Raw genomic sequence first — 26,122 nt, 5'->3', positions numbered from 1 at the left:
GGACCGGTGTCAAGGGCTTCGGTTCTGCTGAGCGAGGTGGCACCACCCCGGCCTCGACGGGGAGTTCGCAGCTCCACTGCGAGAGCGACACTTCGGTCCGTCCCGATGGTTGGCCGGCCAGTGCGTTGATCGCGGCGCCGTGCAGGGGGAGTGAACACAGTCGGTAGGCCGGATCGCTGTCGGTCTGCGTCAAGGCATGCGGATGCTGTGCAGGGTGACGAGCAGGTGCCAGATCTGGTGGGTGATCTGGTCGGGTGTGGCTTTGATGAGCCCGTGCAGCCAGTCGGCGAGCACGCCGGCGAAGGTCGCTGACACGGCCGAGGAGATCAGGTCGGGCTGCGGGGCCCCGGCCAGGGTGCGCTCGGTGTGACTGCGGGCGCGCAGATCATGATGGAGTACGCGGCCGAGAGGGCCGCCACCGCCGGGGCGCAGCAGCGTCCGGTAGAGGCCGGCGTGCGGGACGACGCCGGCGAAGAAGGCACTCAGCGCGGGCGGCGGGCTCGCGGGGTCCGGGGTGCCGCGCCAGGCGTGGAGGGCGTCCACTGCTTCGCGGACCACGTCGGCGCAGGCGTCGACGGCCAGCGCCTCCAGGTCGCCGTAGTGGACGTAGAACGTGGCGCGGCCGACCCCGGCCCTGCGTGCCAGCGCGGCGACGCTGACGTCCGCCAGTGGGCGCTGCGCGCACTCGTCGAGCAGGGCCTGGCGCAGCCGGGCTCGGGTCCGGGCCGCCCGGGGGTCTGCCTTGGGGGCTGTCACCGGGCCACCAGGACGGCTGCGAGGGCCAGCGCGCCTGGCAGTGCCTGGGCAGTCAGGATGCGCCGGTTCGTGGTGGCGCCGCCGTACACGCCGGCGATCAGCACGCAGGCCAGGAAGAAGACCTTGACGCGGAATCCGGTCGGGTCGCCGGCGATCAGACCCCAGATCAGTCCGGCCGCCAGGAAACCGTTGTAGAGGCCCTGGTTCGCGGCCAGTGGCGCGGTGGCGCGGGCCAGGTCGGCGTCGAAACCGGAGAGCTTTCGACCCGGCGCCCTCTCCCACAGGAACATCTCCAGAACCAGGATGTACGCGTGCAGGGCGGCCACCAGTCCGACCAGGACATTCGCCGTCGTCTCCATCGGTCTTCCGTCTCCTTTGAACTTCATGGACAGGTGTCCAGCATACATGGACAGTCGTCCAAGAAATCCTGGGTTGCTTGCTCGTTCGACCCGGGCGAGACGGCGCAGCCTGCGTTACTGCGTAAGAAAGGGCCCTGCACGTCGAGGCCGTCCTCAAAGACGCGGTCACCGCTGCCAGGTGCGCATGCAGGTACGCCACCCGCTCCCGGCCCTTCACCTGGGCACGACGCTTGGCCTACGACCTGGGGAGTGAGCACGTTCGACCGGCCGAGAGGTGCCATTGTTTCGCGATCGCCCCGGTCACGCGCTGGGAGAAGTACACGCAGTCCCGGGCCCTGTGCGTCGCCCACCGCAACCCCCGTCGGCAGTCCGCTCGGTGGCATGGTCGGGCTGGAGGCTTGGAGTGCGATCGGCAACGCCGCGTCGAATCTGCAGACAGGCACGGCAGCCGGCGCCGATGATGCCTTACAACTGATCACTGGGCGGGCCGCCGCAGGGGGCAGTCAACGCCGGGGGCATGCCCGTCCCGTGCCGTGTTCCCGGGGAGCCCTCAGGCCGAGGCGCGCCGCACCAGGGTCGTCGGGGTGATCACCGACGACGGGGCCTCGCCGTCCGCGTTGTCGAGCTGCCGCATCAGAAGCTTGACCATCAGCCGGCCCATTCCCTCGATGTCCTGCCGGACCGTGGTCAGCGCCGGCTCCGTGGTCCGCACGACGGACGCCATGTCGTCGAAGCCGACCACGGCCACGTCCTCGGGTACCCGCACTCCGCGTTCGCGGAGGGTGCGCAGGGCGCCCGCGGCCATGAGGTCATTGGAGACGAACACGCCGTCGACGTCCGGCCGCCGGTCGAGCAGTTCGGCCATGGCGCGGGCGCCGCTCTCCTCGGCGAAGTCGCCCTGGCACAGCAGCGCGGGATCGGCCTTGAGCAGCACGTCGTGGTAGCCGTCGATCCGGTCCAGCGCGGACATCTGGTCGCGCGGGCCCGCGATGTGCGCGATGTGCCGGCGGCCGAGTGACACCAGATGCCGGACGGCCTCCCGCGCGCCGCCCCGGTTGTCGCAGTCCACGAACGGCACGTTCAGGCCGGAGCCGGCGGCGGGCCTTCCGCCGAACACCGTCGGTATGCCCGTCCGCCCGATGAGGGTGGGCAGTTCGTCGTCGTTGTGCAGGGAGAACGCCAGCGCCCCGTCCACGTGCCCGCCGCCGAGATAGCGGGCGATCCGGTCGTGGTCGCCGGGCCCCTCGACCCACAGCAGCACCAGCTGGGCGTCGTGCTCGGTCAGCTCCCGGCTGATGCCGCGGACCTGTTGCTCGAAGAACGGGTCGGAGAAGATGCGGAGTTCGGGCTCCGCGATGATCACCGCGACAGCACCGTTGCGCCGGGTGACCAGTGTGCGGGCCGCGTGGTTGGGAACATAACCGAGCTCCTCTACGGCCCTGCGCACCTTGTCCACCAGCGGGGCGCGCACGCCCGCGCCGCCGTTGACGACCCGGGAGGCCGTGGCCCGGGACACGCCGGCATGCGCGGCGACAGCTTCCAGCGTGGGGCGGGACCCCGTGGTCTGCTCGGGCAAGGCGGGCGCTCCTTCTGCGGCGCTGCTCGGTCTGCGGTGTGGGCTCGGGTCGGCCGGGCGGTCGACGCCGACCAGGATATCCGCAGGCGGAGACGCGCCGAGAGAGCTCCCGCGTGCCGGGGTCCGGCGGGACAGTGCCCGGTCGGCGCCTTCGCCAGACAGGCCGGCTGTGGACGGGCGGGACTTCAGGCTCCGCGCGTGGCGGTGACGCGGATCCGTTCTCATCACGGCCATGCGTCTCGACCGCGACGCCGAGGACGCCGCTGTCGCCGGCCCGCGCATCGGGCCGACGGCGAACGCCCGGCCGTTGCGGACGGGCGCCTGCGGGCCGTCGTCTGGACGGGTCCCGGCTGAGCACCAGTACTTTGCGTCCGGCCAGGCGGGGGGCCGCACGGTCGGCAACCCGCGCTTCACCCAAGTTCCCGTGCTCCGTCCACGAACCCGCTGTTCGAGAAGCCCGGGTCCAGTTGGACGCCGATGGTGTTCAAGAAGTACGCCACCATGTGATACAGCCCCACGAGCATGGTGATCTCGATCAGATCCGCATCGTCGAAGTGTGCGGCGAGGGCGTCCCAGGTGGCATCGGGCAGCCGCGCGGCGCAGTGCAACTCGTCCGCCGCCCTGATCAGATGCCGCTCGAGGTCCGTCCATCCATCGGCTTCCGGACCTCGCGGAATGCGCTCGATGTCGGCGTCCGTGACGCCTACTTCCTTGGCCAGCGGGACGTGGTGTCCCCACTCGTACGAGGCGCCGGTGTTGTACGAGGTGCGCAGGATCAGCAGCTCGCGGATCTCGCCCGGCAGCCGGCCGGTATGGAGCAACTGGCCGCCGAACGGCAGGAACCGCTCGTACAGGTCGGGATGTCGCACCAGGGTGGTGAAAATGTTGGGTACCCGGCCTCCGGGATCCCGAGTCGCGGTAGCGAGGAGCGCGCGCGTCCTCGTGTCCCACTGCTCTGCGGCCAGGGGCTGGATCCTGGGGCGGGCGCTGCCGTCGTCGTTGCGCGTTACCTGAACTCTCTCGGTCATCAAGACCTCCAGACACCTAGGCTAGAAACTGGCTGAACGTTTAGCGAGTAAAAGCGCTTGCCTGCGCGTCCGGTTACGGTCGGACCGGGACCGGAGCAGGCCCGTGTCACCGCCCCTCAGTGCGATAGACGTGGTCGTGCGGTTGTACGAAGCCAGGCCACCTCCTGACGCAACACCGAGCCTCATCTGCCCCTTCGAGGGGTGCCCGCAAGGCAGGCCGGCTGACCTCATTCCTCCTTGCACCGGTGTCACTGCTGCCCACCAGAGTTCTTGATCGCGTTCGGGTACTACTCCGGGCACCTCGCTCACGACCCCGACACCTTGCCGACGCGCGGACGAGTCCGGCGGAGGGGGCGCCGCTGGCAGGCAGTGGGGCCTTGGTGGTCTACAACATCAACCAGGTCAGCTTCCGCCAGGCGCCATGCCCCTCCGGGCTGTTCAGTCGGATGAACGCGACGATGCGGTTCCTGATCTGGGGTGCGATGCCCTTCGGGGCGCTGCTTGGCGGCCTGCTGGGCTCGACGATCGGCGTCCGTGGCACGCTGCTGGCCGGGGCAGTCGGCCGGTCGCTCACCTTCCTGCCCGTCTTCCTGTCGCCGCTGCGCCGGATGCGCGAACTGCCGTCCTACGTGGAGCCGGCGGGGGAGGGGCCCGCCGCCGGACCGTTGGGGCCGAGAGAGTCCTGAGGACGGGGGCGACCGCAGCCCGTACGGTGCTGAGACGGGATGGCTCAGCTCGAGAGGCAGGTGGGGCAAGGCCTGCTTGCCGGGACCGGCCTGGCGTCGTGCAGTCGACGTGCGCGATCAGTGGGACGACAGCCGGCTGCGCTGCAAGTCCTCATAGGCCCCGACGTGCGGGCTCTGGAACCGGACATCTGCCGCGGAGTCGTTCGCCGACCAGGTAACGCGCGCCTTGGGTCAGAAGAGGTTGAGGCCACTGGGACGTCATCCGGGGACCTTCGCGCGTTCAACTCCTTGCGAGCGCAGCTCGGTTCAGGCCCTTCTTGCTTCACCTCTTGACGTCGTTGGTGCAGACCTTTAGGTTCCGGATCGCCACAGCTTCATGAATGCACTCTCTGTTCGTCAACGTGAACAGGGGGACCCCCACTGCCGGCCTCCCATGAAGGGCTGTGATCCCCGATGACCAGACCACCCCTCGCGCGCTCCACCGTGATCCGCAGCGCGCTCACCACCACGCTGCTTGCGCTCTCCGCCGGCGCCTTCGGTGCGGCACCCGCTTCTGCCGCTACCGGCACGATCACGGGTCTCGCCGGCAAGTGCCTCGACGTGGCCGGGGCGAGCTCGGCGAACGGCGCGGCCGTTCAGCTCTACGACTGCAACGGCACCGCCGCCCAGCAGTGGACGGTCGGTTCCGACGGAACGATACGAGCCCTGGGCAAGTGTCTTGATGTCACCGGCAATTCGACCGCCAACGGGGCCAGGCTCCAGCTGTGGGACTGCACGGGCGGCGCGAACCAGAAGTGGTCGGTCTCCGCGGCCGGCGACATCGTCAACCAGCAGGCCGACAAGTGCGCCGACGCCACGGGCAACACCTCGACGAACGGCACCCCGATCCAGATCTGGAGCTGCACCGGCGCAGCGAACCAGAAGTGGACAGCGCCCACCGGCGGCGGCTCCACCCCCACCGCGCCGATGGCCGTCGCCCCGTACCTCTACAACGGCTGGGGCAGCCCGCCGAACCCGACCACGGTCATGAACGCCACCGGCGTCAAATGGTTCACCCTCGCCTTCGTGCTCAGCAACGGCACCTGCAATCCGCAGTGGGACGGCAGCCGCCCGCTGACCGGTGGCGTCGACCAGCAGACCGTGAACACCGTGCGGGCGAACGGCGGTGACATCATCCCCTCGTTCGGCGGCTACAGCGGCAACAAGCTGGAGAGTTCCTGCACCAGTGCCGGCGCGCTGGCGGGCGCGTACCAGAAGGTCATCAACGCCTACGGGCTCAAGGCGATCGACATCGACATCGAGGCCGACGCCTACAGCAATCCGACGGTCCAGCAGCGCACCGTGGACGCACTCAAGACCATCAAGGCCGACAACCCCGGCATCAAGGTGTACGTCACCATCGGCACCGGCCAGTCCGGCCCCGACACCAGCCTCATCAACCGTGCCGCCAACTCGGGCCTGGCCGTTGACAGTTGGACGATCATGCCGTTCGACTTCGGCGGCGCGGGGCAGAACATGGGCACGCTCACCCAGCGCGCCGCCGAGGGACTCAAGACGGCCCTCAAGAACGCCTACGGCTACAGCGACGACCAGGCGTACCGGGACATGGGCATCTCCTCGATGAATGGGATCACCGACCAGAACGAGACGGTCACCGTCGCCGACTTCCAGACGATCCTCGCGTACGCGCAGCAGCACCACCTGGCGCGGCTGACGTTCTGGTCGGTCAACCGGGACCGCCCCTGCACGGGCGGCGTCGCCGACAGCTGCTCCGGCGTGAGCCAGCAGAACTGGGACTACACGCGCGTCTTCGCGAAGTACACCGGCTGACCTTCCCCACCCCACCCATCAGCGCAGGAGGGCCACCATGCTCAGATCCACAGCCGCCCCAACCAGATCGAGAAGAGACTCCGGCCGCCACCGGATACCGAAGGTGCTCACCGTGCTCGCCCTCATGGCGAGCAGCATGTCCGGCGTGGCAGTCGCCGCACAGGGCAGAGCGACCGCCCGGGAGCCGGTCACCGCCGAGGCGGCCGCCCCGCCCACCGGCTGGGCCACCGTCGTCAACGCGGGCAGCGGCAAGTGCGTCGACGCGCGGGCCGCTGGGACGGCGGACGGGACCGCCGTCCAGCAGTACACCTGCAACAGCACCCAGGTTCAGCAGTGGCGGATCGAGGCCACCTCCGGTGGGTACTCCCGGGTCGACAACCGGGCCGACGCCAGCAAGGTATGGGACGTCACCGACGTCTCGACGGCGGACAGCGCGCCGGTGCAGCTGTGGACGTACAGCGGCGGCGCCAACCAGCAGTGGCAGGCCGTCGCCGAGTCGAGTGGCGCGTACCACTTCGTGAACCGCAACAGCGGCAAGTGCCTCGACGTGCCGAGCGCCTCCACCTCGGACAGCGTGCAGCTGACGCAGTACACGTGCAACGGCACAGCCGCCCAGTCCTTCTACGTCAATCCCGTCGACGTCACGCCGCCGCCCGGAACTCCGGATCTCGGCCCGAACGTCACCGTCTTCGACCCGTCGACGCCCGCCGCCACGATCCAGAACAGCCTGAACTCGGCCTTCGCGCAGCAGGAGACCAACCAGTTCGGCACTGCCCGCAAGGCGTTCCTCTTCAAGCCCGGCACGTACGACGCCAACGCCAACGTCGGCTTCTACACACAGGTCGCGGGCCTCGGTCTGTCCCCGGACGACGTCACCATCCGCGGTGCGGTGCACGCCGAGGCCGACTGGTTCCAGGGCAACGCCACCCAGAACTTCTGGCGGTCGGCCGAGAACCTGTCGGTGACCCCGACGGGCGGCACGGACCGCTGGGCGGTGTCGCAGGCCGCCCCGTACCGGCGTATGCACCTGCGCGGCAACCTCGCCCTGGACGACGGCGGCTGGTCCAGCGGCGGCTACATGGCCGACACGAAGATCGACGGGCAGGTCAACTCGGGTTCCCAACAGCAGTGGCTGTCGCGGAACACCGAGTGGGGCAGCTGGACCGGTTCCAACTGGAACATGGTGTTCGTCGGCGCCAAAAACGCTCCCGCGAACAGCTTCCCCAGCCCGCCGTACACCACCGTCGCCCAGGCGCCGGTCACTCGCGAGAAGCCGTTCCTGTACGTCGACTCGGCAGGTTCCTGGAAGGTGTTCGTCCCCTCCGTGCGCGCCAACACCAGTGGCACGACGTGGAGTTCAGGCACGCCTGCGGGTGCGTCCCTGTCCCTCGACGACTTCTTCATCGTCAGGCCGGGCGCCACGGCCGCGCAGATGAACGACGCGCTCGCCGCAGGTAAGAACCTCCTTGTCACGCCGGGGGTCTACCACCTCGGCCAGACACTGAAGGTGACACGACCCGACACCGTCGTCCTGGGCCTCGGCCTCGCCACACTCATCCCCGACAACGGCATCACCGCGATGACGGTCGCCGACGTGGACGGCGTCCAGCTCGCCGGTCTGCTGATCGACGCCGGGACCACCAACTCCGCGCAACTCATGGAAATGGGCCCCAGCGGCTCCTCCGCCGACCACAGCGCCGACCCCAGCGCGCTGCACGACGTGTTCTTCCGCATCGGCGGAGCGGGAGTCGGCAAGGCCACCACCAGCCTGACGATCAACAGCGACGACGTCATCGGCGACCACCTGTGGCTATGGCGAGCCGACCACGGCAGCGGGGTGGGCTGGACCAGCAACACCGCCGACACCGGGCTCGTCGTCAACGGCGATGACGCGACGATGTACGGCCTTTTCGTCGAGCACTACCAGAAGCACCAGACCATCTGGAACGGCAACGGTGGACGCACGTACTTCTACCAGAACGAGATGCCGTACGACCCGCCCAACCAGGCGGCCTGGATGAACGGCTCCACGCAGGGCTACGCCGCCTACAAGGTGGCGAACTCGGTGACCAGCCACCAGGTGTACGGCTTCGGCAGCTACTGCTACTTCAACGTCAACCCCGGCGTCGCCGCCGAGCGCGCCATCGAGGCGCCCAACAACACGAATGTGCGCTTCAAGGACATGGTGACGGTCTCACTGGGCGGCACCGGCACGATCCGCCACGTCGTCAACGACCGGGGCGGCCCCTCCAACTCCTCCACCAACGTCGCCAACCTCGTCAGCTACCCGTGAGCGCGTGACCAGCCCGGAAAGGACCGATCCAACGATGCACACTTTAAGATCCGGCTCGGCGCGCGTGACCCTGCGAGTCCTCCTCCTGCTGGCGACGCTGCTCACCCTGGCGGCGCCGCCCGCCGCCCGGGCGAGCACGGCGGCCGCGCCGTTCAAGGTGCTCGCGCTGTACAGCGGCACCTGGGACGCGGCGCACATTGATTTCGAGAAGGAGGCGAACGACTGGTTCCCCAAGCAGGCCGCGGCGAACGGATTCACCTACACCGCCAGCAACAACTGGGACCTGCTCAGCAACGGCGGCGTAAGTGCCTATCAAGTCGTTCTGTTCCTCGACGACTTGCCGCAGACCTCCGCCCAACGGACGGGATTCGAGCAGTACATGCGCGGCGGTGGCGCCTGGATGGGTTTCCACGTCTCGGCCTTCACCACCGACGCGGCGAGCTGGCCCTGGTACCACAACCAGTTCCTCGGCAGCGGCAATTTCAAGTCCAACACCTGGGGCCCGACGACCGCGGTTCTGAAGGTCGAGGACCGCACCCATCCGTCCACCAGGAATCTGCCGGCCACGTTCACCTCGTCGGTCAGCGAGTGGTACAGCTGGTCCAACGACCTTCGGCAGAACCCGGACATCAAGATCCTGGCCTCCGTCGACCCGAGCAGCTTCCCGCTGGGCACGGATCCCAACCAGTCCTGGTACAGCGGCTATTACCCGATCCTGTGGACCAACACGAAGTACAAGATGCTGTACGCGAACTTCGGCCACAACGCGATGAACTACGACACCAACACCCGCCTGTCGTCGACGTTCGCTAGTGAGACCCAGAACCGGTTCCTGCTGGACGGGCTGAAGTGGCTGGGCGGCGCAGACACCACGCCGCCGCCGGAGGATTCGATCTCCGAGACCTCCTGGTACGCGCTGGAGAACAGTGGCAACGGCACCTGCGTGGACGCCCGTTCGGCCGCCACGGCGAACGGGACAGCGATCCAGCAGTACACATGCAACGGCACGCAGGCGCAGCAGTTCCGGCTCCGCTCGACCGAGGGCGGATACCGTCAGGTCGGCATCCGCGCCAACCCGCAACAGGTCGTCGACGTCACCGGCGCCTCGGCCGCCGATACGGCGCCGCTGCAACTCTGGAGTTACGCCGGAGGGCAGAACCAGCAATGGCTGCCCGTCAAGGAAGGTACTGGGCGCTACCACTTCATCGCCCGACACAGCGCCAAGTGCCTGACGGCGGCGAGCGCCGCGACGAACAGCACCCAGCTCACCCAACGCACCTGCGACGGCTTACCTGCGCAGAGCTTCATGCTGACGGCACAGTCCTGACCGGTCAGATCGGAGGTCGTAGGAGCGTGCCCCGTCGCCGCTGGCCGGCGACGGGGCACTCCCCGTTCCATGCCGGGCGGCGATCGAGCGCGTGGGGGGGAATAGCTTCGTCATCGTCTGGAGCCGTGTGGCCGGGGGTCACCACGGGAGTTGCGCTGGTGCGGCTCCACTGCGACACGGGCCGGCTGGTCGGGCCCCAGGTGGCGATGCCGTCGGCGTCCGAGCGCCGTTGCCAGTATGCCTTGCGGCCCTTGGGCGGGTGCCCTTCGCGCACATCGCCGATCACGGGCCGGTCCTCCCACGCCTCGCCGCGACCATAGAGCGTCATGTCGAGCAGGCCGAGGACCCGTCGACCGGCTCATTGCCACGGCCCGTCGTGGAGCTGGTGTGCGCCGCGGAGAAATCGATGCGGGCGCGGTGAGTCCGGGAACGACGACATCCCGCCCGATCGAGATGATCGGACGGGATGTCGTGAGCGGCTCACGCTCCCACGAGCCGACTGAAACTGTTACGCCGGGTCGATACGGGAGATGCTGCCGCCAAGGGCGAGCACGTACAGCTCGCCGTCGCCGTCCTCCACGAACGAGACGACCTCGCCGCCGTTGACTCCGAGGTCGCTCCGGCCCGTCACCTCGCCGTTCTCGATCGTCAGACCGCGCACGGTGCCGTCGCAGTAGTCGCTGTACAGGTACTGCCCCTGAAGGTCCGGGATCGCGTCGCCGCGGTAGACGTATCCACCGGTCACCGAGCAGCCCAGCCCGGTACGGTCGTACTCATGGACCGGCGGCACGTGGTTCGCGGGCTCCGTGCCACCCCGGAAGGGATGTGTGCCCTCCATCGAGGCCCAGCCGTAGTTTTCGCCGCCCTCGCTGTCCGCCGGGGCCCAGTCGATCTCTTCCCAGTCGCTCTGGCCGACGTCACCTATCAGCAGGTCGCCGGTGCCCGAGTCGAAGGAGAACCGCCACGGGTTGCGGAGCCCGTACGACCAGATCTCGTCCTTCGCGTCCGGGTCGTCCACGAACGGGTTGTCCGCCGGGATCGCGTACGGCTCGCCGCCGCTCGGGTCGATCCGCAGGAGCTTGCCGAGCAGCGTGTCGAGACTCTGCCCGTTGCCTTGCGGGTCACCGCCCGAGCCGCCGTCGCCGAACGCGATGTAGAGGTAGCCGTCGGGGCCGAACTTGATGTCGCCACCGTTGTGGTTCTCGTACGGCTGCGTCTGGGTGAGGACCGTACGCCGGGAGTCCGCCTGGATCGCGCCGTACTGCACGGCGAACTCGTCGATGGTGCTGGTGCCCTCGAGATCCGTGTACGAGATGTAGAAGTGGTCGAACTCGTTGTCGAACGCCACGCCCAGCAGGCCGCGTTCACCGTCGGTGGTCGTCTCACTGGATATGTCGAGAACGGGCTCACCGAGCCCCCGGTCGTCCAGGACCCGTACGGTGCCCGCGCGTTCGGCTATCCAGACGGTGCCGTCGGGCCCGGCGGCACCTGCGGTCGGATTCTGGGCTGTGGCCACTTCCGTGAGCGCGACATCTGCCGCCGCCTGGGACGGGGCGGCCGGCTCGTCGGCGTACGCCGTGGCGAAAGCGAGGGAAGTGGCAAGGCAGATGGTGCCGATGATCGCAGAGCTTCTGGTGCGAAATTTCACCGTGACTCCTAGAGGCGGCGAGTGGGGGGAGTTCACCCGGCTGCTTTGGGTGGAGTTGAGCGGGCGTCGCCCGCGCCAGCACGCAACGTGGGTGGGGGGATTGTGTGCCACTGGCTACGGGCGAGGATACCGGGACAGGAGCGGCTGGCCTAGACCAATAACTCGCCCGTCTGCGCCGAGCATCGAAACGCCCAACCGGATTTCCCCGGTAGGGGCTTTCACCAGTCACTGGAAGGACGGTGCCCAGGCCGGCTGCGACGCCTCCATTTGGCAGGGGGCCGGACGGTGATCGTGCTGGAGGCTCAGCCCTTGCTCAGGTCCGGGCACGTTGCCCTGTCGCTCTTCTTCGCCGCGTCCTGCTGGTCGCGCCACTCGTCGATGAGTGCCGCCGCCGTGTGCGTCTGCATGGAGTCGTGGAAGTCCTGCCTCTCGTGCAGCCGCCGTCCCACCTGCTGTTCTCGCCCTTGGCCTTGTCCCTTCCTGGGGCAACCGAGCGCCCACTTGGCCGGGCGGGCCCGCCGCACTGCTCCTCCGCCGGCCCCGGCCGACCTGGTGTTCTCCGAGCGCAGCCGCGATCACGCGGCGCGCGGCGGGCCTGAAGGAGCCTGAGGGGGCGTCCCCGCGCGTGCTGCCGAAGGTGGTCTCAGTGCTCGATGCTGAACAGGCGGTTTTCCACTCCGTCGAGGGCGAGCCGGAGCGCTCCGTGGGCCACCGCCTGGTCACCGAGTTGGGAGGCGACCACGGCCACGGGGAAGAGGCAGAGCTCGGCGAGGCGGCTGCGCAGGGGAGCGAGGAGGAGTTCACCGGCGCGGGAGAGACCGCCACCGATGACGACCGCCTCCGGGTCGACGGTGAGGACCACGGCGGCGACGCCCTGGACGAGGTCGGCGGCGAAGCCGTCGAGGGCCTTGATCGCCGCGGGGTCGTCGCAGCGCGCCGCGTCGAAGAGCCGCTCGGGCGTGCCCCACCGCTCCAGGAGCCGCCGGTGTGCGTTGTGCCAGCCGGAGCCGGGCAGGACGCCGATCTCCCCGGCCGCGCCGTGCCGACCGTGCAGGACGGTGCCGTCCAGCAGGATGCCGGCCGAGATGCGGCGCCCCACATGGATGTAGACGACGTCGCGGGCGTCGGTGGCGCCGCCGCGCCAGCGCTCGCCGAGCGCAGCCAGCTTGGAGTCGTTGCCGGCGACGACGGGCGCGCCGAAGGTCGTCTCGAACGCGGACGCGAGATTCGTGCCCTGCCACTCGGGCAGCACGGCGCTGATCGTGACGGTGTGGTCGGTGTCGACGATCCCGGTGGTGCCGACGCCCACGGCCCGTACGGCGTCGGTCTGCTGTCCGGCGCCGCGCAGCGTCCGGTGACCCAACGCCCGTGCCGCGGCGATGCGTTGGTCCGGGGTCAGCTCGGGCCCCATGGCGGTGCGGTGCACCCCGAGCACGGTGCCGGCCAGGTCGCAGACGACGGCGAGCGCCTTGTGGACGCCTATGTCGAGGCCGAGGACGCAGCCGGACTCGGCGCGGAAGCGGTAGCGCTTGGCGGGGCGGCCCAGGCGTCGGGGCGCGTCGGGGTCGGGGGTGACCTCCGCGGCCAGGCCCTGCTCGACGAGACCGGCCAGCGCGTTCTCGACGGTGGCGCGGGCGACTTCGGTGGCCTTGACCAGCTCGGTGAGGGTCAGCCCGGTGTCCGCGGCGGCGTGCAGAGCGCGCAGCACGGCGGCCTGGTTGAACCGGCGCAGCAGTGAGGAATCGGCCCCCGATGTGGCAGCGATGTGAATCGACCCCCTTGACGTGGTGGCGGCCCGGGTGGACTATCGAGCCGCTTTATTTCAGAAGGTAGCAGAAATAAAACCGCACGGGCGGCAGCGCGTTCCCGTCCGCCGCGGCCGTCGACCTCCGCCTGAAACGAGCGTGATCCGTGCACCGTATCGCCCGAACCACCATGCCCCTGCTGCTTCTTGGCCTTGTCGCCGGTGCGTGCAGCCCGGCCGGCACGACGTCCGCCGACGACGGGGAGGGCAAGGCCACCTTGACTTTTCTGACCTTCGAGACGCCGAACCTGGACGCGAAGTACTGGGACGCCGCCATCGCCCGCGCGGAGAAGAAGGTGCCGGGGGTGCGGATCAAGAAGCTCGTCGCGCCGAGCGCCGACCGCACCGGGTACGCCAAGCAGCTGCTCGGCTCGGGTCAGTTCCCGGATGTGATGATCGCGGTGTCGCCGTCGGGGTTCGCCGAGTCGGGACAGCTCGCGCCGTTCACTGACGCCGAGTTGACATCGTTCACCTTCCCGCACTCCAACCCCATCGGCGGGAAGATCTACCAGCTCCCGTACAACACCCAGCCGACGCCGCTCGTCTACTACCGCAAGTCCATATTCCGCACAGCCGGCATCGATGCGCCTCCGAAGACGTACCGGGAGCTGCTGGAGGACTCCGCCACGCTGAAGAAGGCGGGCGTCGATCCGTTCGTCGTGGGCGGGGGCGGCAAGGACTCCTTCGCGGCCTCGTACCTGTGGACCGCGCTTGTCGGCACCGATGTGTACAGGAAGACACCGGACTGGCTGGCCCAACGCCGCGCGGGCAAGGTCAAGTTCACAGATCCACTGTTCAAGAACGCCACCGGGAAGTTCGTCGGCCTGGTCGACAAGGGTTACGTCGACTCGTCGGGCCTCTCCCGCGACTACGCGGCGACCGAGAAGGCGTTCCTGGCCGGCAAGGGTGCGATGTACCCGATGGGCGGCTGGTTCGCCACCGCCGCCGACCAGAGCCCGGTCAAGGACGACATCGGTGTCTTCACCTTTCCGACCGAGGACGGTTCGACCGTGCTCCCCTCCTACACCGGCGGCGGCATGTCGGTCAGTGCGAAGTCCGCGCACGTCGACCTGGCCAAGAAGTTCGCGCTCGCCTTCAACGAGGACCGCCGGAACCTCGACGCGGTGGTGAAGTCCGACGGCGCCATCATCGCCGAGAAGGGCTATACGCCGCCGCAGGGCATGGGCCCCGTCTACCGGGCCACGGCCGAGGTCTACGACAGCGCGGTCTCGGCGGACGGCGTCGTCAACGCCTTCCTCGTGGAGACGGGCGACGACGCGATGCTGCCCGGCACGGTCGACCAGTCGTACGCCTTCGCGCAGGACATCATCGCGGGCCGCAAGAACGCCGACCAGGTCACCAAGGCCCTGGACGAGGCGTGGGCGAAGGCCGACACCGAATGAGCGCGCTCACCGACGACCGTGCCACCGCCGTGCCGTCCCGCCGCACGGACCGCGCCGCCTCGCCCGCACGCCGCAGCCCGTGGCCCGCGGCGCGGCACTTCCTCGGCTTCGGCGCTCCGGGGCTGCTCTTCTACGCCTGCTTCGTCGTCGCCCCGATCGCGCTCAGCGTGGGCTACAGCTTCACCAACGCCAACCAGTTCGCCCCGCACACCCACTTCGTCGGCCTTGACAACTACACCGAACTCCTCACCGACGAGACCTTTCGGACGGCCCTCAAGGTCACGACGATCCTCTCGCTGGTCATCGTGATCGTGCCCAACGTCGCGGGCCTCGCGGTCGCCGTCCTGCTCGACCGGCGCGGCCGCCTCTACCACGCGCTGCGCGGCGTCTTCTTCGTCCCGGTCGTCCTGTCGTCGGTGGTCGTCTCCGTTGTGTGGCAGGCGATGCTCACCGACGACGGGCTCGTCAACACCCTGCTGCGTTCGGCGGGAGTCTCCTCGCCGCCGGGCTGGCTGTCCGACCCCGATCTCGCCCTGTACTCCGTCGGCTTCATCATCAGCTGGCAGATGCTCGGCTTCTGCGCCGTCGTCTATCTCGCCGGACTGCAGGGCGTGCCCGGCGAACTGCGCGAGGCGGCGCAGCTAGACGGCGCAGGGCCGTGGCTGCAGTTCCGCAAGGTCACGTGGCCGATGCTGGCGCCCGCGCTGACCATCAACACCGTCATGCTGCTGATCACCGGCTTCAAGGCGTACGACCACATCCAGGTCCTCACCGCCGGCGGGCCGGGCACCGGCACCACCGCCACGCTCGCCTTCAGCGTGGTCCGGACCGGGTTCACCGCCAACCGCACGGGCGAGGCCTCCGCCATGGCCTTGCTGATGCTGGTGATCGTCGCCGCCGTCTCCAGCGTCGCCCTGCGATTCCTGCAGCGCCGAGAGGTCGACTTGTGATGTCCGCAGCCAACTCCCGTACGACAAAGGCACCGTGGGTCCGGCCCGTGGCCGCCCTCGTCGTCACCGCCGCGTTCTTCCTGCCCCTCTATCTGGTCCTCACCAATGTCTTCAAGCCGGGCAAGGACATCGCCGGGCACCCGGCTTCCCTGCCGTGGCCGCCCACCCTCGACAACCTCCGCGCCGCCCTGGACCGGCCCGACCGGCTGTTCTGGAACGGCCTGATCAACTCCGTGACGATCACTCTCTTCTCGATCGTCGTGCTCACTGTCGTCTCCGCGCTGCTCGGCCACTACCTCTGCCGCTCACGCAGCCGCCTCGCGCGCCTGACCCTGCTCGTGCTGCTCGCGGGCCTGATGATCCCGCCACAGGTGATCCTCGTCCCGGTCACCGAAGTCCTCCGCCTGGCCGGGATGATGACGACCCTTCAGGGGATCGTCGCGTTCAACGTCGGCTACTACGTGCCCTTCGGAGTCTTCGTCTTCTCCGGCTTCATCCGCACCGTACCGCTCGAACTGGAGGAGTCCGCGCAGCTCGACGGCGCCGGCCGGTGGCGCACGTTCTGGCAGGTCGTCTTCCCGCTGCTGCGGCCGGCCACCGCCAGCGTGCTGATCTTCCTCGGGGTGTGGATCTGGAACGACTTCCTCAACCCGCTGATCATCCTCGGCCCGGCCGGCGGCACCACCGTCACCGTCGGCGTCTACCGCGCCATCGGCGAGCACCAGGCCGACTACGGCCAGGTCTTCGGCCTGATGTTTCTTGCCGCGCTGCCCGTCCTGATCTTCTACCTCGCTCTCCAGAGGCACTTCGTCAAGGGCCTCACCGGAGGAGCCGTCAAGGGATGACGTACGTGACCCAACTGCCCACCCCCCCGTTCGCCAATCTGCACGCCCATCACGGCCGTACCCTCGACCGCCCGCTGACCCTCGCCGTCGCCGGGGCCGGGGCGCGCGGCACCGGATATCTGGAGCTCGCCGAGCGCGCGGAGACACCCGTGCGTATCACGGCGATCGCGGAACCGCGAACCGCGCGCCGTACCGCACTGGCCCAGCGTCACGGCGTTTCGGACGACGCCCGGTTCGACGACTGGCGCGAACTGGCCGCCCGGCCACGGCTCGCCGACGCCGTGGTCATCGCCGTACAGGACGCCCAACACCTGGAAGCCGCCCAGGCGTTCGCGGCGCTCGGCTACGACCTGCTGCTCGAGAAGCCGATGGCGCTCAGCGCCGAGGACATCGACGCGATCGCCGCCGCAGCGCAACAAGCCGGGGTCTCGCTGACCGTCTGCCACGTGATGCGGTACGCGCCGTACACGCGCCGCCTCAAGGAGTTCCTGGACGCGGGACGCATCGGCGACATCGTCTCCGTCCAGCACCTGGAACCCATCGGCTACTGGCACTACGCCCACTCTTTCGTCCGCGGCAACTGGCGGCGCACGGACGAGTCGACGTTCGCACTGCTGTCCAAGTCCTGCCACGACATCGACTGGCTCAGCCACATCGTCGGACGGCCTGTGCGCGCCGTCTCCTCATTCGGTTCGCTGCGCCACTTCCGGCCGGAGAACGCGCCCGCCGGATCGACCGAGCGCTGCCTCGACTGCCCATTGGCCCAGGGCAGTTGCCCCTACGCGGCACAGAAGCTGTACCACGTGGGGCTGCGCGAGGGCGGCGTCAAGCGGTACTTCACCAGGATTGCGGCCGAGGAACTGACCGAGGAGGCGGTCACCCGCGCCCTGCGCACCGGACCGTACGGGCGCTGCGTCTACCGCAGCGACAACGACGTCGTCGACCACCAGGTGGTGAACCTGGAGTACGAGGACGGGGTCACCGCCGCGTTCACGCTGACCGCGTTCACCCCGCAGGAGAACCGCCACACCAAGATCTTCGGGACGCGTGGCCAGCTCACCGGTGACGGCCGCACCATCGAGATCTACGACTTCGCCACCGACGAACGCACCGTCGTCGACACGGACAACGGAGGCTCATCGGCGGCCGAGGGCCACAGCGGCGGCGACGAAGGGCTGATGACCGCGTTCCTGCGGGCCCTGCACGAAGGGCGCCCCGAACTGCTCCTGACCGGCGCCCAGGAGAGCCGCGACACCCACCGCATCGTCTTCGCCGCGGAACACGCGCGGCGCACGGGACAGGTCGTGCACCTGTAGCCCGTGCCGGCCCGACCTGTGACCACAGTGGAAGAAGGAGAGAGCCATGAGTACGTACCCGTCCCGCAGAACGGTCCTCGGCGTCGGTGCACTGGCGCTGGGCATCGGCGTCACCACGACCGCACCCGCCGGCGCCGCCGGACAGTCCGCTGCGGCCACGCCGCAGCACACCAAGGGCACACTCACCCTCACCGCAGGACACCTCGCCGTCGGCCTCGACTCGGCAGGAACCGTCGTGTCCCTGCGCGACAACCGCACCGGCCGCGAGTACGCCGCCGACGGCAGATCAGCCTCGCTCGTCAGCCTCGTCGTCGACGGGAAGCAGGTCCGGCCGACCCGCGTCGCCCGCGTCAGCCACTCACTGCTGCGGTTCACCCACGACACCGCGGGAGTGACCGTCGACGTGGAGGTGCGGGCGAAGAGCACCTACACCACGCTCGAAGCCGTACGGGTCCAGGGCCCCCGCGGTGCGGACGTACAGACGCTGCTGTGGGGCCCGTTCGCGACGAACGTGACGCAGACGGTCGGCGAGTGCGTCGGCGTAGTACACGACGGCGCGTTCGCGCTCGGGCTGCGTCCGCTCACCGACCGCACCGAGGGCGCCTGGCCGCAGGAGTACCAGGACCTCGGCTGGGAGAGCGAGGTCGCCGACAACCCCTCCGACCTACAGGTCGCCCCGCACGAGGAGTGGAGCGTGGCCGGGCGCACCCCATGGGGCTCCGTGCTGCGCGCCTTCACCTTCGACTACACCAAGGAGCGCCCGCGCGGGACCCGCGCCGGATACCGCATCCCCGTCGGCCCGCTGCCCGGCGGCCAGGGGCGCGTGACCGGCTCGAGCATCGCCCTGTTCGGCGCGGCACCCGACCTCACCCCGACCGTCCTGTCGGCCGTCGCCTCCGGCGAAGGACTGCCGTACCCGACGCAGAACGGCCAGTGGCAGAAGACGGCCCAGGCCAGCAGCGAGTCCTTCCTCGTGTTCCACGACCTCAAGAGCGCGAACGTCCCGGACGCGGCCCGTCTCGCGCAGGCCGCGGGCGTCGGCTGCGTCTACTCCCTGCCCAACGCCGTCGGCCCCTGGCAGACCACCGGCCACTACCAGTTCGACTCCTCGCTCGGCGGCGACGACGCCGGTGCGACGGCGGCCGTGCGCGCCGCCGAGGCCGACGGCGTCCACATCGGCGTGCACACGATCTCCGACTTCATCTCCACCAACGACGCCTATGTCGCCGCCCCCGCCGACCCGCGCCTTGCCCTCGGCGGCCGTGCCCGCCTCATCCGCCCGCTCACCGCGACGGACACCACCCTGACTCTCGACGCCGGCGCGCTCCTCGGCAGCGGCCCGTACGGCCAAATGCTGCGCATCGGCGACGAGTTCGTGCAGTACGCGACCGCCGCGCAGTCCGGCGACACGTGGGAACTTACGGGCGTCAAGCGTGCCCAGATGGGCTCGACCGCCGGCGCCCACGCCGGCGGCGAAACCGTCGCGCGCCTCCTGCTCAACAGTTACAACAGCCCCATCGGTGGCATCGGCATCATCGACGAGATCGCCGACCGCCTTTCCACCGCCTGGAACACCACCGGCATCCGCGCCAACTCCTACGACGGCGTGGAGTCGGCGGGAGAGTCGGGCTGGGGCAGCTACGGTATGGCGCGCCTCATCAACGGCACCTACAGGAAGAACCAGCGCAAGGACGGCTTCGTCACCGAGACCAGCAGGATGTCCTCCAACACCTGGGACGCGCTGACCCGGGCGAGCTGGGGCGAGGTCGGCGTCACCTCCTGGAATCAGGTCCTCGTCAACAATGCCTTCTATCGCGCCAACTTCCTTCCCGGAATGCTGGGTTGGATCAGCCTCAGGTCGTCCGAGACGCTGGTGAGCATCGAGGGCAAGCTGGCGCGCGCCGCGGGCCTGAACGCGGGCGTGGGCTTCCAGGGCGGCATCGCCGACCTGACCGCGGGCGGCGAGAAGGCACTGCGCATCCTCGACGCCATCAAGCAGTGGGAAGCGGCCCGCAACGTCGGCGCCTTCACCGAGGCGCAGCGCACGCGGCTGCGGGACCTGACGACGAACTGGCACCTCGACGTCGTCACCCCCGGCAAGGAATGGTCCCTCCAGCAGACCGATGCGGACGGCACCCCGATCGGCACGCCCGAAAGCGTCCTCACCCCTGCCCCCGCTCTGTCCGCCGACGCCCTGCCCACCGCAAAGCACCGCCGCCTCTACGGGGCCCGCGTCACCACCAACACCCCTGCGACGGTCCGCTACGAGATATCTGCGGGTGCCCTGCCCGACGGCCTGCACCTCAACCAGGACACCGGAGGCATCACGGGCACGCCCACCGCGCCGGGTACAGACCGCTTCACGATCACGGCACGCAGCACGGCGGGCCTCGCGGACGCTTCCCGGACGTACCGGCTGACCGTCGGGCGGTGAGCGACCGCGCGGCGCGCGGGGTGAGGCGCTGACCCCGATGGTGGGCACGGCGGACGGCAGAGAAGCAGGGGCTCCGCAACATTTCATCGCGCAATGACATCGATGGATGACACGTGATGACTAGTGCGTAAGCCCTCGCTGAGGGCCTCCATCCCCGCGTCCGTGCCCACCCCCGCCGCACCGACATCAATGGTTTCGTCTGGACGTTGGGCGAGCCTGGACGCTGGGCGAGCCCGCCGACGAGGCAGCGTGGCAGGTGGTGCTGTTGCACCGCAATCTGTGCACGCTGGCGAACGACTTCGCCGACATGAAAGGCGAATTCGGCGATGTCGGCGGGTGGTTCGACACCGCGGCCTCACTGCTGATCGCATCGTCCGCGAAGCGCACACCGCCGTGCCCTCGTGATCTGACCGCAGCCCCCTTCTTGTCTCCCTTGTCTCCTCTCGCTGCCGCCGTCGGCCGGCAAGTGGCTCTCGGTACGAGATCGGCGCCGAGGCCAAGGACGTCAGGACTGAACGGCGTCCCGGCTGTGTTGATCAATGGTGCCGGGGTGGGAGCTGACGGAGCGCGAGGAGGCCGCCGACACCGGGAATGGCGGCAGTGGCCTTGGTGGTGGCCGTGGCTGTGACCGGGTCGAGGCGCCAGGTCGCGGTCACGACGAACAGGTAGGCGCAGCCGTGGGTGGGGCCCATCAAGGAGGAGATGGGTTCGAGGTGCGCGGTGGCGAGGTTGGCCAACATGATGACCAGGGAGATGAGTTCGACATGTGCGGCGATGCGCAAGGGGCGAAAGCGCACGGTCATGCTCCTGTGGTGGAGCCGGGACGGATGATCATCAGGACGGTGACCGTTGCCCACAGCAGGTTGAAGACGCCGGTGAGCATGGCGAGGCGGCCGGCGGATCGGGAGCCGGGACCGGGCATCTGCGCGACAGCGAGAGCGTTTTCCTGGGCGGGAAGGATCAGCAGCGCCAAGTTGGCGGCGGCCGCGGCGGTCAGCAGGATCGAGGCGATCAGCCACCCGCTGCCGAGGACGCCGAGGCTGCTGGCCGTGGCGAACCCGAAGACGGGAACCGCGATGCCGACGGCCGAGTAGACGCGGCAGATGCGGTGCAGCATCCGCAGGGTCAGGATCGCCTCGTGGTCACCCGGGTCGGCGTCGATGCGGCGCAGTGCTTTGGGGAACATGCTCGCGGCGACGGTGACTGGACCGATGGCCAGCACGGCGGCCAGGACATGCAGGGAGAGGAGGAGTTTCGTCACGGTCAGTGTTCCGTCGCCGCTCGGACGGCACGGCGTCGGCCGGTGACCTTGGATGCCGGGAGGCGTCCGGCCCTGGAGGCGCCGGTCAAGGTGTCGCCACTGATCGTCACGGCGAAGGCCAGGTTCAGGCGCAGGGGCTTGGTGACGGTCTGCTTCCAGGTGAGCCGGTCGCCGTCGAGGGTGATATCGGTGAGTGGGACTTCCTCTCCCGTCCCGTGGGCGACCCCGGTCAGGACACCGTCCTGGCGCAGTAGTTCGACGACGGCCTTGATCTTACCGATGGGGGTGGAGACGGACAGGTCCCAAGTGCCTTCAACGGACATGCTGTTGCTGCTTCCTCACGGTGCGATGTGAGCAGAGGTAATGCGAGGGGAGGTGCGGTGTGTGGTCAGAGGCCGACGGGCGCCGGGCCGTGATGACGCCAGACGGTGCCGCGGCGTTCATGTGCGAACAACTCCTCGACGGCGTGGGCGATCTGGGGGCCCACCTCGCGCTCCAGCAGGTACAGGCCGAGGTCGAGGCCGGAGGTGACACCGGCGCCGGTGACGAGGTCGCCGTCATCGACGACGCGGGCGCTCACGGCGTGGACGCCAGTGGCATCGAGCATGTCCAGGCCCAAGTGGTGGGTGGTCGCATGGCGGCCCTCCAGCAGGTCGGCCATGGCCAGGACGAGCGAGCCGCCGCACACCGCGCCGACCGTCACCTCCGGATTGTCCATCGCCGCCTTCAGCAGCGCAGGCAGCTCGGTGGTCAGGGTGCGGCCCAGGAGCACGGGGATGAATTCGTCCTGCTGCCACTCCCCGGCCCCCGCGTCATGGTCAGGGACTTCGCCGGGTTCTCCCACGCGGCCCGAGGCGCCGGGCACCAGAATCAGGCCCGCGCGTGTGGGGTCGAGGGCGGTCGTGGCGCGCAGCACCAGGCCCCCGGTGCCGCTGACCACCTCGCGCGGTCCTTCGGCGGAAACCAGCTCCACGCTCACCGCACCGCCGGAAGCGGTGCCGCCGGCGTACAGCACTTCATAGGGGCCGATGGCATCGAGTGGATCGAAGCCGTCGAACAGGACGATCTGGGCGTGCATGAAGGGTTCCTTCGGGAGTGCGACAGGCCCGGTCTGCACCGGGCTCGCTCCCGACGCTAATCGGCTGCCGAGTCCTGCCCCAGTGGCATTAGTGACACCTTTCAACGGAATAACGCCATCACTGGTGAAGAGGCCACTGAGCTGGCCAAGGAAGGGCTGGCGGGGTGCTCGGGCCAAGGCTGTGCCCCCGGAGAAGCGGTATCTTCTGGCCATGCACACTGTCGCTGTCCTCGCGCTGGATCAGGTGATCCCGTTCGATCTGGCCACCCCGATCGAGGTCTTCACGCGCACCCGCCTTCCGGACGGACGCCCCGGCTACCAGATCCGCGTGTGCGCCGAGCGCCCAGAGATCGACACGGGCTCCTTCACCCTGCGGGCCCCGTGGGGGCTGGAAGGGCTGAAGGGCGCGGACACGATCATCGTGCCCGGTACGGCCGCCCTCGTGGCTCCGCTGGCGCCCGCCGTCCGCGACGCGCTGCGGGCGGCCGCCGAGGACGGCACGCGCATCGCCTCCATCTGCACGGGCACCTTCCCGCTGGCCGCCACCGGCCTCCTCGACGGCCTGCGCGTCACCACGCACTGGGTCGCGGCCGACGCCCTGGCCGCGGCCCACCCGGAGATCGAGGTGGACCCGGACGTCCTGTACGTCGACAACGGCCAGTTCCTCACCTCGGCCGGCGCCGCCGCGGGCCTGGACCTGTGTCTGCACATGATTCGCGGCGACTACGGCTCGGCCGTCGCCGCCGACGCCGCCCGGCTTTCCGTCATGCCCCTGGAACGGGAGGGCGGCCAGGCGCAGTTCATCGTCCACGACTACGCGCCCAGCCCTCAGGGCTCGACCCTCGAACCCGTGCTGATCTGGTTGCAGGGCAACTTGGGCGCCGACCTCACCCTCGCCGACATCGCCGCCCACGCCGGGACCAGTACCCGGACCTTGATGCGCCGCTTCCGCGAACAGACCGGCACCACCCCGCTCCAGTGGCTCCACCGCGCCCGCATCCGCCAGGCCCAGCACCTCCTCGAGACCACACGCCACTCCGTCGAACGCATCGGCACCCAGGTCGGCTTCGGCTCACCCACCGCCTTCCGTGACCGCTTCAAGCGCACCACCGGAGTCAGCCCTCACGCCTATCGGCGCACGTTCAGCTGATTGAAGATCGTGGTGGGCGGTGTGGTCGGCGGTACAGACCGACAGCAAGATCGTCACCGCTGGCCTTACCAGTGTCGGGCGACGACTTCGCGTCGGCTCGCTTCAACACCGGCACCCACGGTCGCACAGGCCGAAGGACAGCCGTGACGCTGAGGAACTCTGTGGCGGCGAACTGCGCCCGGTGAGCCTGTAGTCGCCACTTGAAGTACGGGTGACAATGCCCGCGAAGCGCAGTGCTGACCAGCACGTGGGTGATCGCGGCGACGAGCTCCTCACGCGTGCTCGCCGCCACCCCGGTGCTCGCAGGCCGACGTATTGGCCATGCTGCGGAGGCTCGTTCGGGAGTCCGTCACGGGCCGTGGCTGGGGGAGGGGCGTGGGCGGGTGACGTTGCCGGTCGGCGGCACTCCTTCAGGTCAAGACGCCTCGCCGCCCGCGGTGACGGCCTTGAGTTCTTCCAGCGCTTCCCGCATCAACCGCGACAACTCGCTCTCCCCGTCTGCCGCGATCCAGCGCTCGAAGCCGACTTTGAAGACGGCGACCCCCGACTCGGCGGCCAGGCTCGCGGCCGGCTCCGTGACGCCGTGTCGGCGCAGGGCGTCGGCGAGCGCGGCCGAGACTGAGGCGATCTTGAGCAGGTCGCGCTCCTGGAGCTCGGGGTTCGCCATGATCACAGCCTGTCGAGTGCGCACGAAGTCGCGTTGGTCGGTGAGCATCCCGGAGATCGCATCGAGTCCCACCGCCAGCGCGTCGATCGGCGCCACGGACTTCAGCGCATCGGAGACCGCCCGTACGAACAGCTCCTGAAACTCGCCGACGGTGGCGAACAGTACCTCGCGTTTGTCGGCGTAGTGATTGAAGAAGGTCCGTTCCGTGAGCCCGGCGCGTTGGGCGATCTCCGCCACGGTGGTCTGTTCGTATCCGCGCTCGCTGTAGAGCTCCAGCGCTGCTGTCGCCAGGCGCCCGCGCGCGTTCGGCTCCCATCTACCCATGGGTAGATCCTACGTGATTACAGCGACTGCAATCGACCGTTAAGGTTGATTACAGTAACTGAAGTCAAAAGTTGAGGTCTCTCATGCGCATCTTTGTGACCGGCGCGACCGGCTACATCGGCTCCGCCCTCGTTCCCGAGCTCATCGAGGCGGGGTACCAGGTCGTCGGCCTCGCCCGCTCCGACGCCTCCGCCGCCGCGCTCACCGCCACCGGCGCGGAGGTCATCCGCGGCACCATCGACGACCTGGAGGTCCTGCGGGACGCGGCCGCCGCGTCGGACGGAGTGATCCACCTCGCCTTCAAGGGCGACGTCGCCTTCTCCGGCGACTACGAGGGCGCCGCCGAGGCCGACCGCCGCGCCGTCGACACCTTCGGCGATACGCTCGCCGGCACCGACCGCCCCTTCGTCCTCGCCTCCGGCTTCATCGGCCTCCCGCCCGGGCGCGTGGTGACCGAGACGGACGTGCCCACGATCGACGACTCGCCCTTCCTGATCCGAACGGCTACCGCCCAGGCCGCGCTCGCCTTCGCTTCCCGCGGCGTCCGCTCATCGGTGGTGCGGGTCTCTCCGACCGTCCACGGCGAGGGGGACTACGCCTGGGTGCCCGGCCTGATCGCCGCCGCCCGGGCCAAGGGCGTCTCCGGCTACACCGGCACCGGCACCAATCCCTGGCCGGCGGTCCACCGCCTTGATATCGCGCGGCTGTTCCGCCTGGCCGTCGAAAAGGCACCCGCCGGATCGGTGCTGCACGGCATCGCGGACGAGGGCGTCGCGCTCCGCGACATCGCCGAAGTGATCGGCCGCCACCTCAACGTGCCGGTGACCTCCGTGGCCCCAGAGGCCGCGGCCGAGCACTTCACCTGGCTGGCCCCCTTCATCGGCCTCGACATACAGGCATCGAACACCCTGACCCGAGAGCTGCTGGACTGGCAGCCGACCCACCCCGGGCTCCTCGAAGACCTCGACAAGGGCCACTACTTCCACACCGACGCTCCAGCGCACCGCGGCCGGGCGGAAATCACCCGAGGTTGAGCGGCTGGCTGCAGACCTCATTCCTGTGCGGGCAGGAGAACCGTTGGCGTGGGCTCCACGTGTTCCAGCTGGCGTATCACGGCGATTTTGTGATCCGCCGGCCGCCGGTGAGCCTGTGGGGCAGGTTCTGGCCAGGTGGGCGATCATCAGGGAGAAGAACACGCCGATCGAGACGTCGGTGCCCGAGTTCTGGATGGTGGCATGCATGCCGGATGAGACGCCGCGCACGTGGGCCAGGACGCGGCGACGTGATTCGCGATGCCCGCGGCAGTGCTGGAACTTCCGGCGCCTGTGAGGTTCCCGCCGTGGTCCGGAACTGCGCGGTCTCCGCGGGGAGTTCGAAGCTCCGAAGC

22 protein-coding genes and 1 pseudogene are annotated in these 26,122 nt (G+C 69.3%); 11 read left to right on the top strand and 12 right to left on the bottom strand.

Annotated features, from left to right (window positions below):
* Positions 1–189 precede the first annotated feature (189 nt).
* From OG698_RS02085 to OG698_RS02070, 4 genes are all read right to left on the bottom strand, one after another.
* Positions 190–756: a TetR/AcrR family transcriptional regulator gene (locus OG698_RS02085; protein WP_406101042.1), complete on the bottom strand. Its 567-nt coding sequence runs from the start codon at positions 754–756 to the stop codon at positions 190–192.
* Positions 753–1,115 carry a DUF1304 domain-containing protein gene (locus OG698_RS02080; protein WP_406101040.1) on the bottom strand — a complete coding sequence of 121 codons (363 nt, stop codon included), beginning with the start codon at positions 1,113–1,115 and terminating at the stop codon, positions 753–755. Before OG698_RS02080 ends, OG698_RS02085 begins: the two co-directional genes overlap by 4 nt.
* Before the next feature lie 550 nt (positions 1,116–1,665).
* Positions 1,666–2,691, bottom strand: coding sequence for a LacI family DNA-binding transcriptional regulator (locus OG698_RS02075; protein WP_406101038.1), 1,026 nt, complete (start codon positions 2,689–2,691; stop codon positions 1,666–1,668).
* 410 nt (positions 2,692–3,101) lie between these two features.
* Positions 3,102–3,719 (bottom strand): carboxymuconolactone decarboxylase family protein, encoded by a 618-nt coding sequence (locus OG698_RS02070; RefSeq protein WP_406101036.1) that lies wholly within the window; start codon positions 3,717–3,719, stop codon positions 3,102–3,104.
* A 377-nt stretch (positions 3,720–4,096) separates the two neighbouring features.
* Here OG698_RS02070 and OG698_RS02065 point away from each other — a divergent pair, with 377 nt between their 5' ends.
* The 4 genes from OG698_RS02065 (at position 4,097) to OG698_RS02050 (ending at position 9,855) form a co-directional block, all read left to right on the top strand.
* Positions 4,097–4,405, top strand: a complete 309-nt coding sequence (locus tag OG698_RS02065) for a hypothetical protein (RefSeq protein ID WP_406101034.1) — start codon at positions 4,097–4,099, stop codon at positions 4,403–4,405.
* A gap of 453 nt (positions 4,406–4,858) precedes the next feature.
* Positions 4,859–6,235, top strand: coding sequence for a ricin-type beta-trefoil lectin domain protein (locus tag OG698_RS02060; protein WP_406101032.1), 1,377 nt, complete (start codon positions 4,859–4,861; stop codon positions 6,233–6,235).
* A 136-nt stretch (positions 6,236–6,371) separates the two neighbouring features.
* Positions 6,372–8,528 carry an RICIN domain-containing protein gene (locus OG698_RS02055; RefSeq protein ID WP_406110775.1) on the top strand — a complete coding sequence of 719 codons (2,157 nt, stop codon included), beginning with the start codon at positions 6,372–6,374 and terminating at the stop codon, positions 8,526–8,528.
* 34 nt (positions 8,529–8,562) lie between these two features.
* Complete coding sequence (locus tag OG698_RS02050) at positions 8,563–9,855, top strand: RICIN domain-containing protein (RefSeq protein WP_406110773.1); 1,293 nt, start codon at positions 8,563–8,565, stop codon at positions 9,853–9,855.
* 130 nt (positions 9,856–9,985) lie between these two features.
* On the opposite strand, the pseudogene OG698_RS02045 reads toward OG698_RS02050, so the two are convergent.
* The 3 genes and pseudogenes from OG698_RS02045 to OG698_RS02035 all read right to left on the bottom strand — a co-directional run.
* Positions 9,986–10,242, bottom strand: a pseudogene (locus OG698_RS02045) (hypothetical protein); the annotation flags it as partial.
* A gap of 121 nt (positions 10,243–10,363) precedes the next feature.
* Complete coding sequence (locus OG698_RS02040) at positions 10,364–11,503, bottom strand: PQQ-dependent sugar dehydrogenase (protein WP_406101030.1); 1,140 nt, start codon at positions 11,501–11,503, stop codon at positions 10,364–10,366.
* 643 nt (positions 11,504–12,146) lie between these two features.
* The gene (locus tag OG698_RS02035) at positions 12,147–13,211 is read right to left on the bottom strand and encodes an ROK family protein (protein WP_406101028.1); all 1,065 of its coding nucleotides are present in this window, start codon (positions 13,209–13,211) and stop codon (positions 12,147–12,149) included.
* Positions 13,212–13,414: 203 nt separating this feature from the next.
* On the opposite strand from OG698_RS02035, the gene OG698_RS02030 reads away from it, so the two are divergent.
* From OG698_RS02030 to OG698_RS02010, 5 genes are read left to right on the top strand one after another with little or no spacing between them, the layout of a single operon-like run.
* Positions 13,415–14,710: an ABC transporter substrate-binding protein gene (locus OG698_RS02030; protein WP_406101026.1), complete on the top strand. Its 1,296-nt coding sequence runs from the start codon at positions 13,415–13,417 to the stop codon at positions 14,708–14,710.
* Positions 14,707–15,660: a carbohydrate ABC transporter permease gene (locus OG698_RS02025; protein WP_406101024.1), complete on the top strand. Its 954-nt coding sequence runs from the start codon at positions 14,707–14,709 to the stop codon at positions 15,658–15,660. The genes OG698_RS02030 and OG698_RS02025 overlap by 4 nt, the downstream gene beginning before the upstream one ends.
* A complete protein-coding gene (locus OG698_RS02020; protein WP_406101022.1) occupies positions 15,660–16,505 on the top strand; it encodes a carbohydrate ABC transporter permease in 846 nt (281 codons plus the stop codon). Before OG698_RS02025 ends, OG698_RS02020 begins: the two co-directional genes overlap by 1 nt.
* Positions 16,502–17,821 carry a Gfo/Idh/MocA family protein gene (locus OG698_RS02015; RefSeq protein ID WP_406101020.1) on the top strand — a complete coding sequence of 440 codons (1,320 nt, stop codon included), beginning with the start codon at positions 16,502–16,504 and terminating at the stop codon, positions 17,819–17,821. Before OG698_RS02020 ends, OG698_RS02015 begins: the two co-directional genes overlap by 4 nt.
* A gap of 46 nt (positions 17,822–17,867) precedes the next feature.
* Positions 17,868–20,255, top strand: a complete 2,388-nt coding sequence (locus OG698_RS02010; RefSeq protein ID WP_406101018.1) for an Ig domain-containing protein — start codon at positions 17,868–17,870, stop codon at positions 20,253–20,255.
* Between the two features lie 536 nt (positions 20,256–20,791).
* On the opposite strand, the gene OG698_RS02005 is transcribed toward OG698_RS02010, so the two are convergent.
* From OG698_RS02005 to OG698_RS01990, 4 genes are all read right to left on the bottom strand, one after another.
* On the bottom strand, positions 20,792–21,058 hold the full coding sequence (locus tag OG698_RS02005) for a DUF3817 domain-containing protein (RefSeq protein WP_406101016.1): 267 nt from the start codon (positions 21,056–21,058) through the stop codon (positions 20,792–20,794).
* Entirely contained in the window at positions 21,055–21,516 is a 462-nt protein-coding gene (locus tag OG698_RS02000) for a hypothetical protein (RefSeq protein WP_406101014.1), read from the bottom strand. Before OG698_RS02000 ends, OG698_RS02005 begins: the two co-directional genes overlap by 4 nt.
* A 2-nt stretch (positions 21,517–21,518) precedes the next feature.
* Positions 21,519–21,839, bottom strand: a complete 321-nt coding sequence (locus OG698_RS01995; RefSeq protein WP_406101012.1) for a hypothetical protein — start codon at positions 21,837–21,839, stop codon at positions 21,519–21,521.
* A 65-nt stretch (positions 21,840–21,904) separates the two neighbouring features.
* Entirely contained in the window at positions 21,905–22,594 is a 690-nt protein-coding gene (locus OG698_RS01990) for a DJ-1/PfpI family protein (RefSeq protein WP_406101010.1), read from the bottom strand.
* 211 nt (positions 22,595–22,805) lie between these two features.
* Between OG698_RS01990 and OG698_RS01985 the strand changes: the two genes are divergently transcribed.
* Positions 22,806–23,744, top strand: coding sequence for a GlxA family transcriptional regulator (locus tag OG698_RS01985; RefSeq protein WP_406101008.1), 939 nt, complete (start codon positions 22,806–22,808; stop codon positions 23,742–23,744).
* A 415-nt stretch (positions 23,745–24,159) separates the two neighbouring features.
* Here OG698_RS01985 and OG698_RS01980 read toward each other — a convergent pair whose 3' ends face one another.
* Complete coding sequence (locus OG698_RS01980; protein ID WP_406101006.1) at positions 24,160–24,735, bottom strand: TetR/AcrR family transcriptional regulator; 576 nt, start codon at positions 24,733–24,735, stop codon at positions 24,160–24,162.
* 83 nt (positions 24,736–24,818) lie between these two features.
* On the opposite strand from OG698_RS01980, the gene OG698_RS01975 reads away from it, so the two are divergent.
* Positions 24,819–25,769 (top strand): SDR family oxidoreductase, encoded by a 951-nt coding sequence (locus OG698_RS01975; protein ID WP_406101004.1) that lies wholly within the window; start codon positions 24,819–24,821, stop codon positions 25,767–25,769.
* The last annotated feature ends 353 nt before the right edge of the window (positions 25,770–26,122 follow it).

The sequence above is a fragment of the Streptomyces sp. NBC_01003 genome (genome assembly GCF_045162695.1).
Classification (GTDB): domain Bacteria; phylum Actinomycetota; class Actinomycetes; order Streptomycetales; family Streptomycetaceae; genus Streptomyces.
This window is presented reverse-complemented; position numbering and strand designations above follow the sequence as displayed.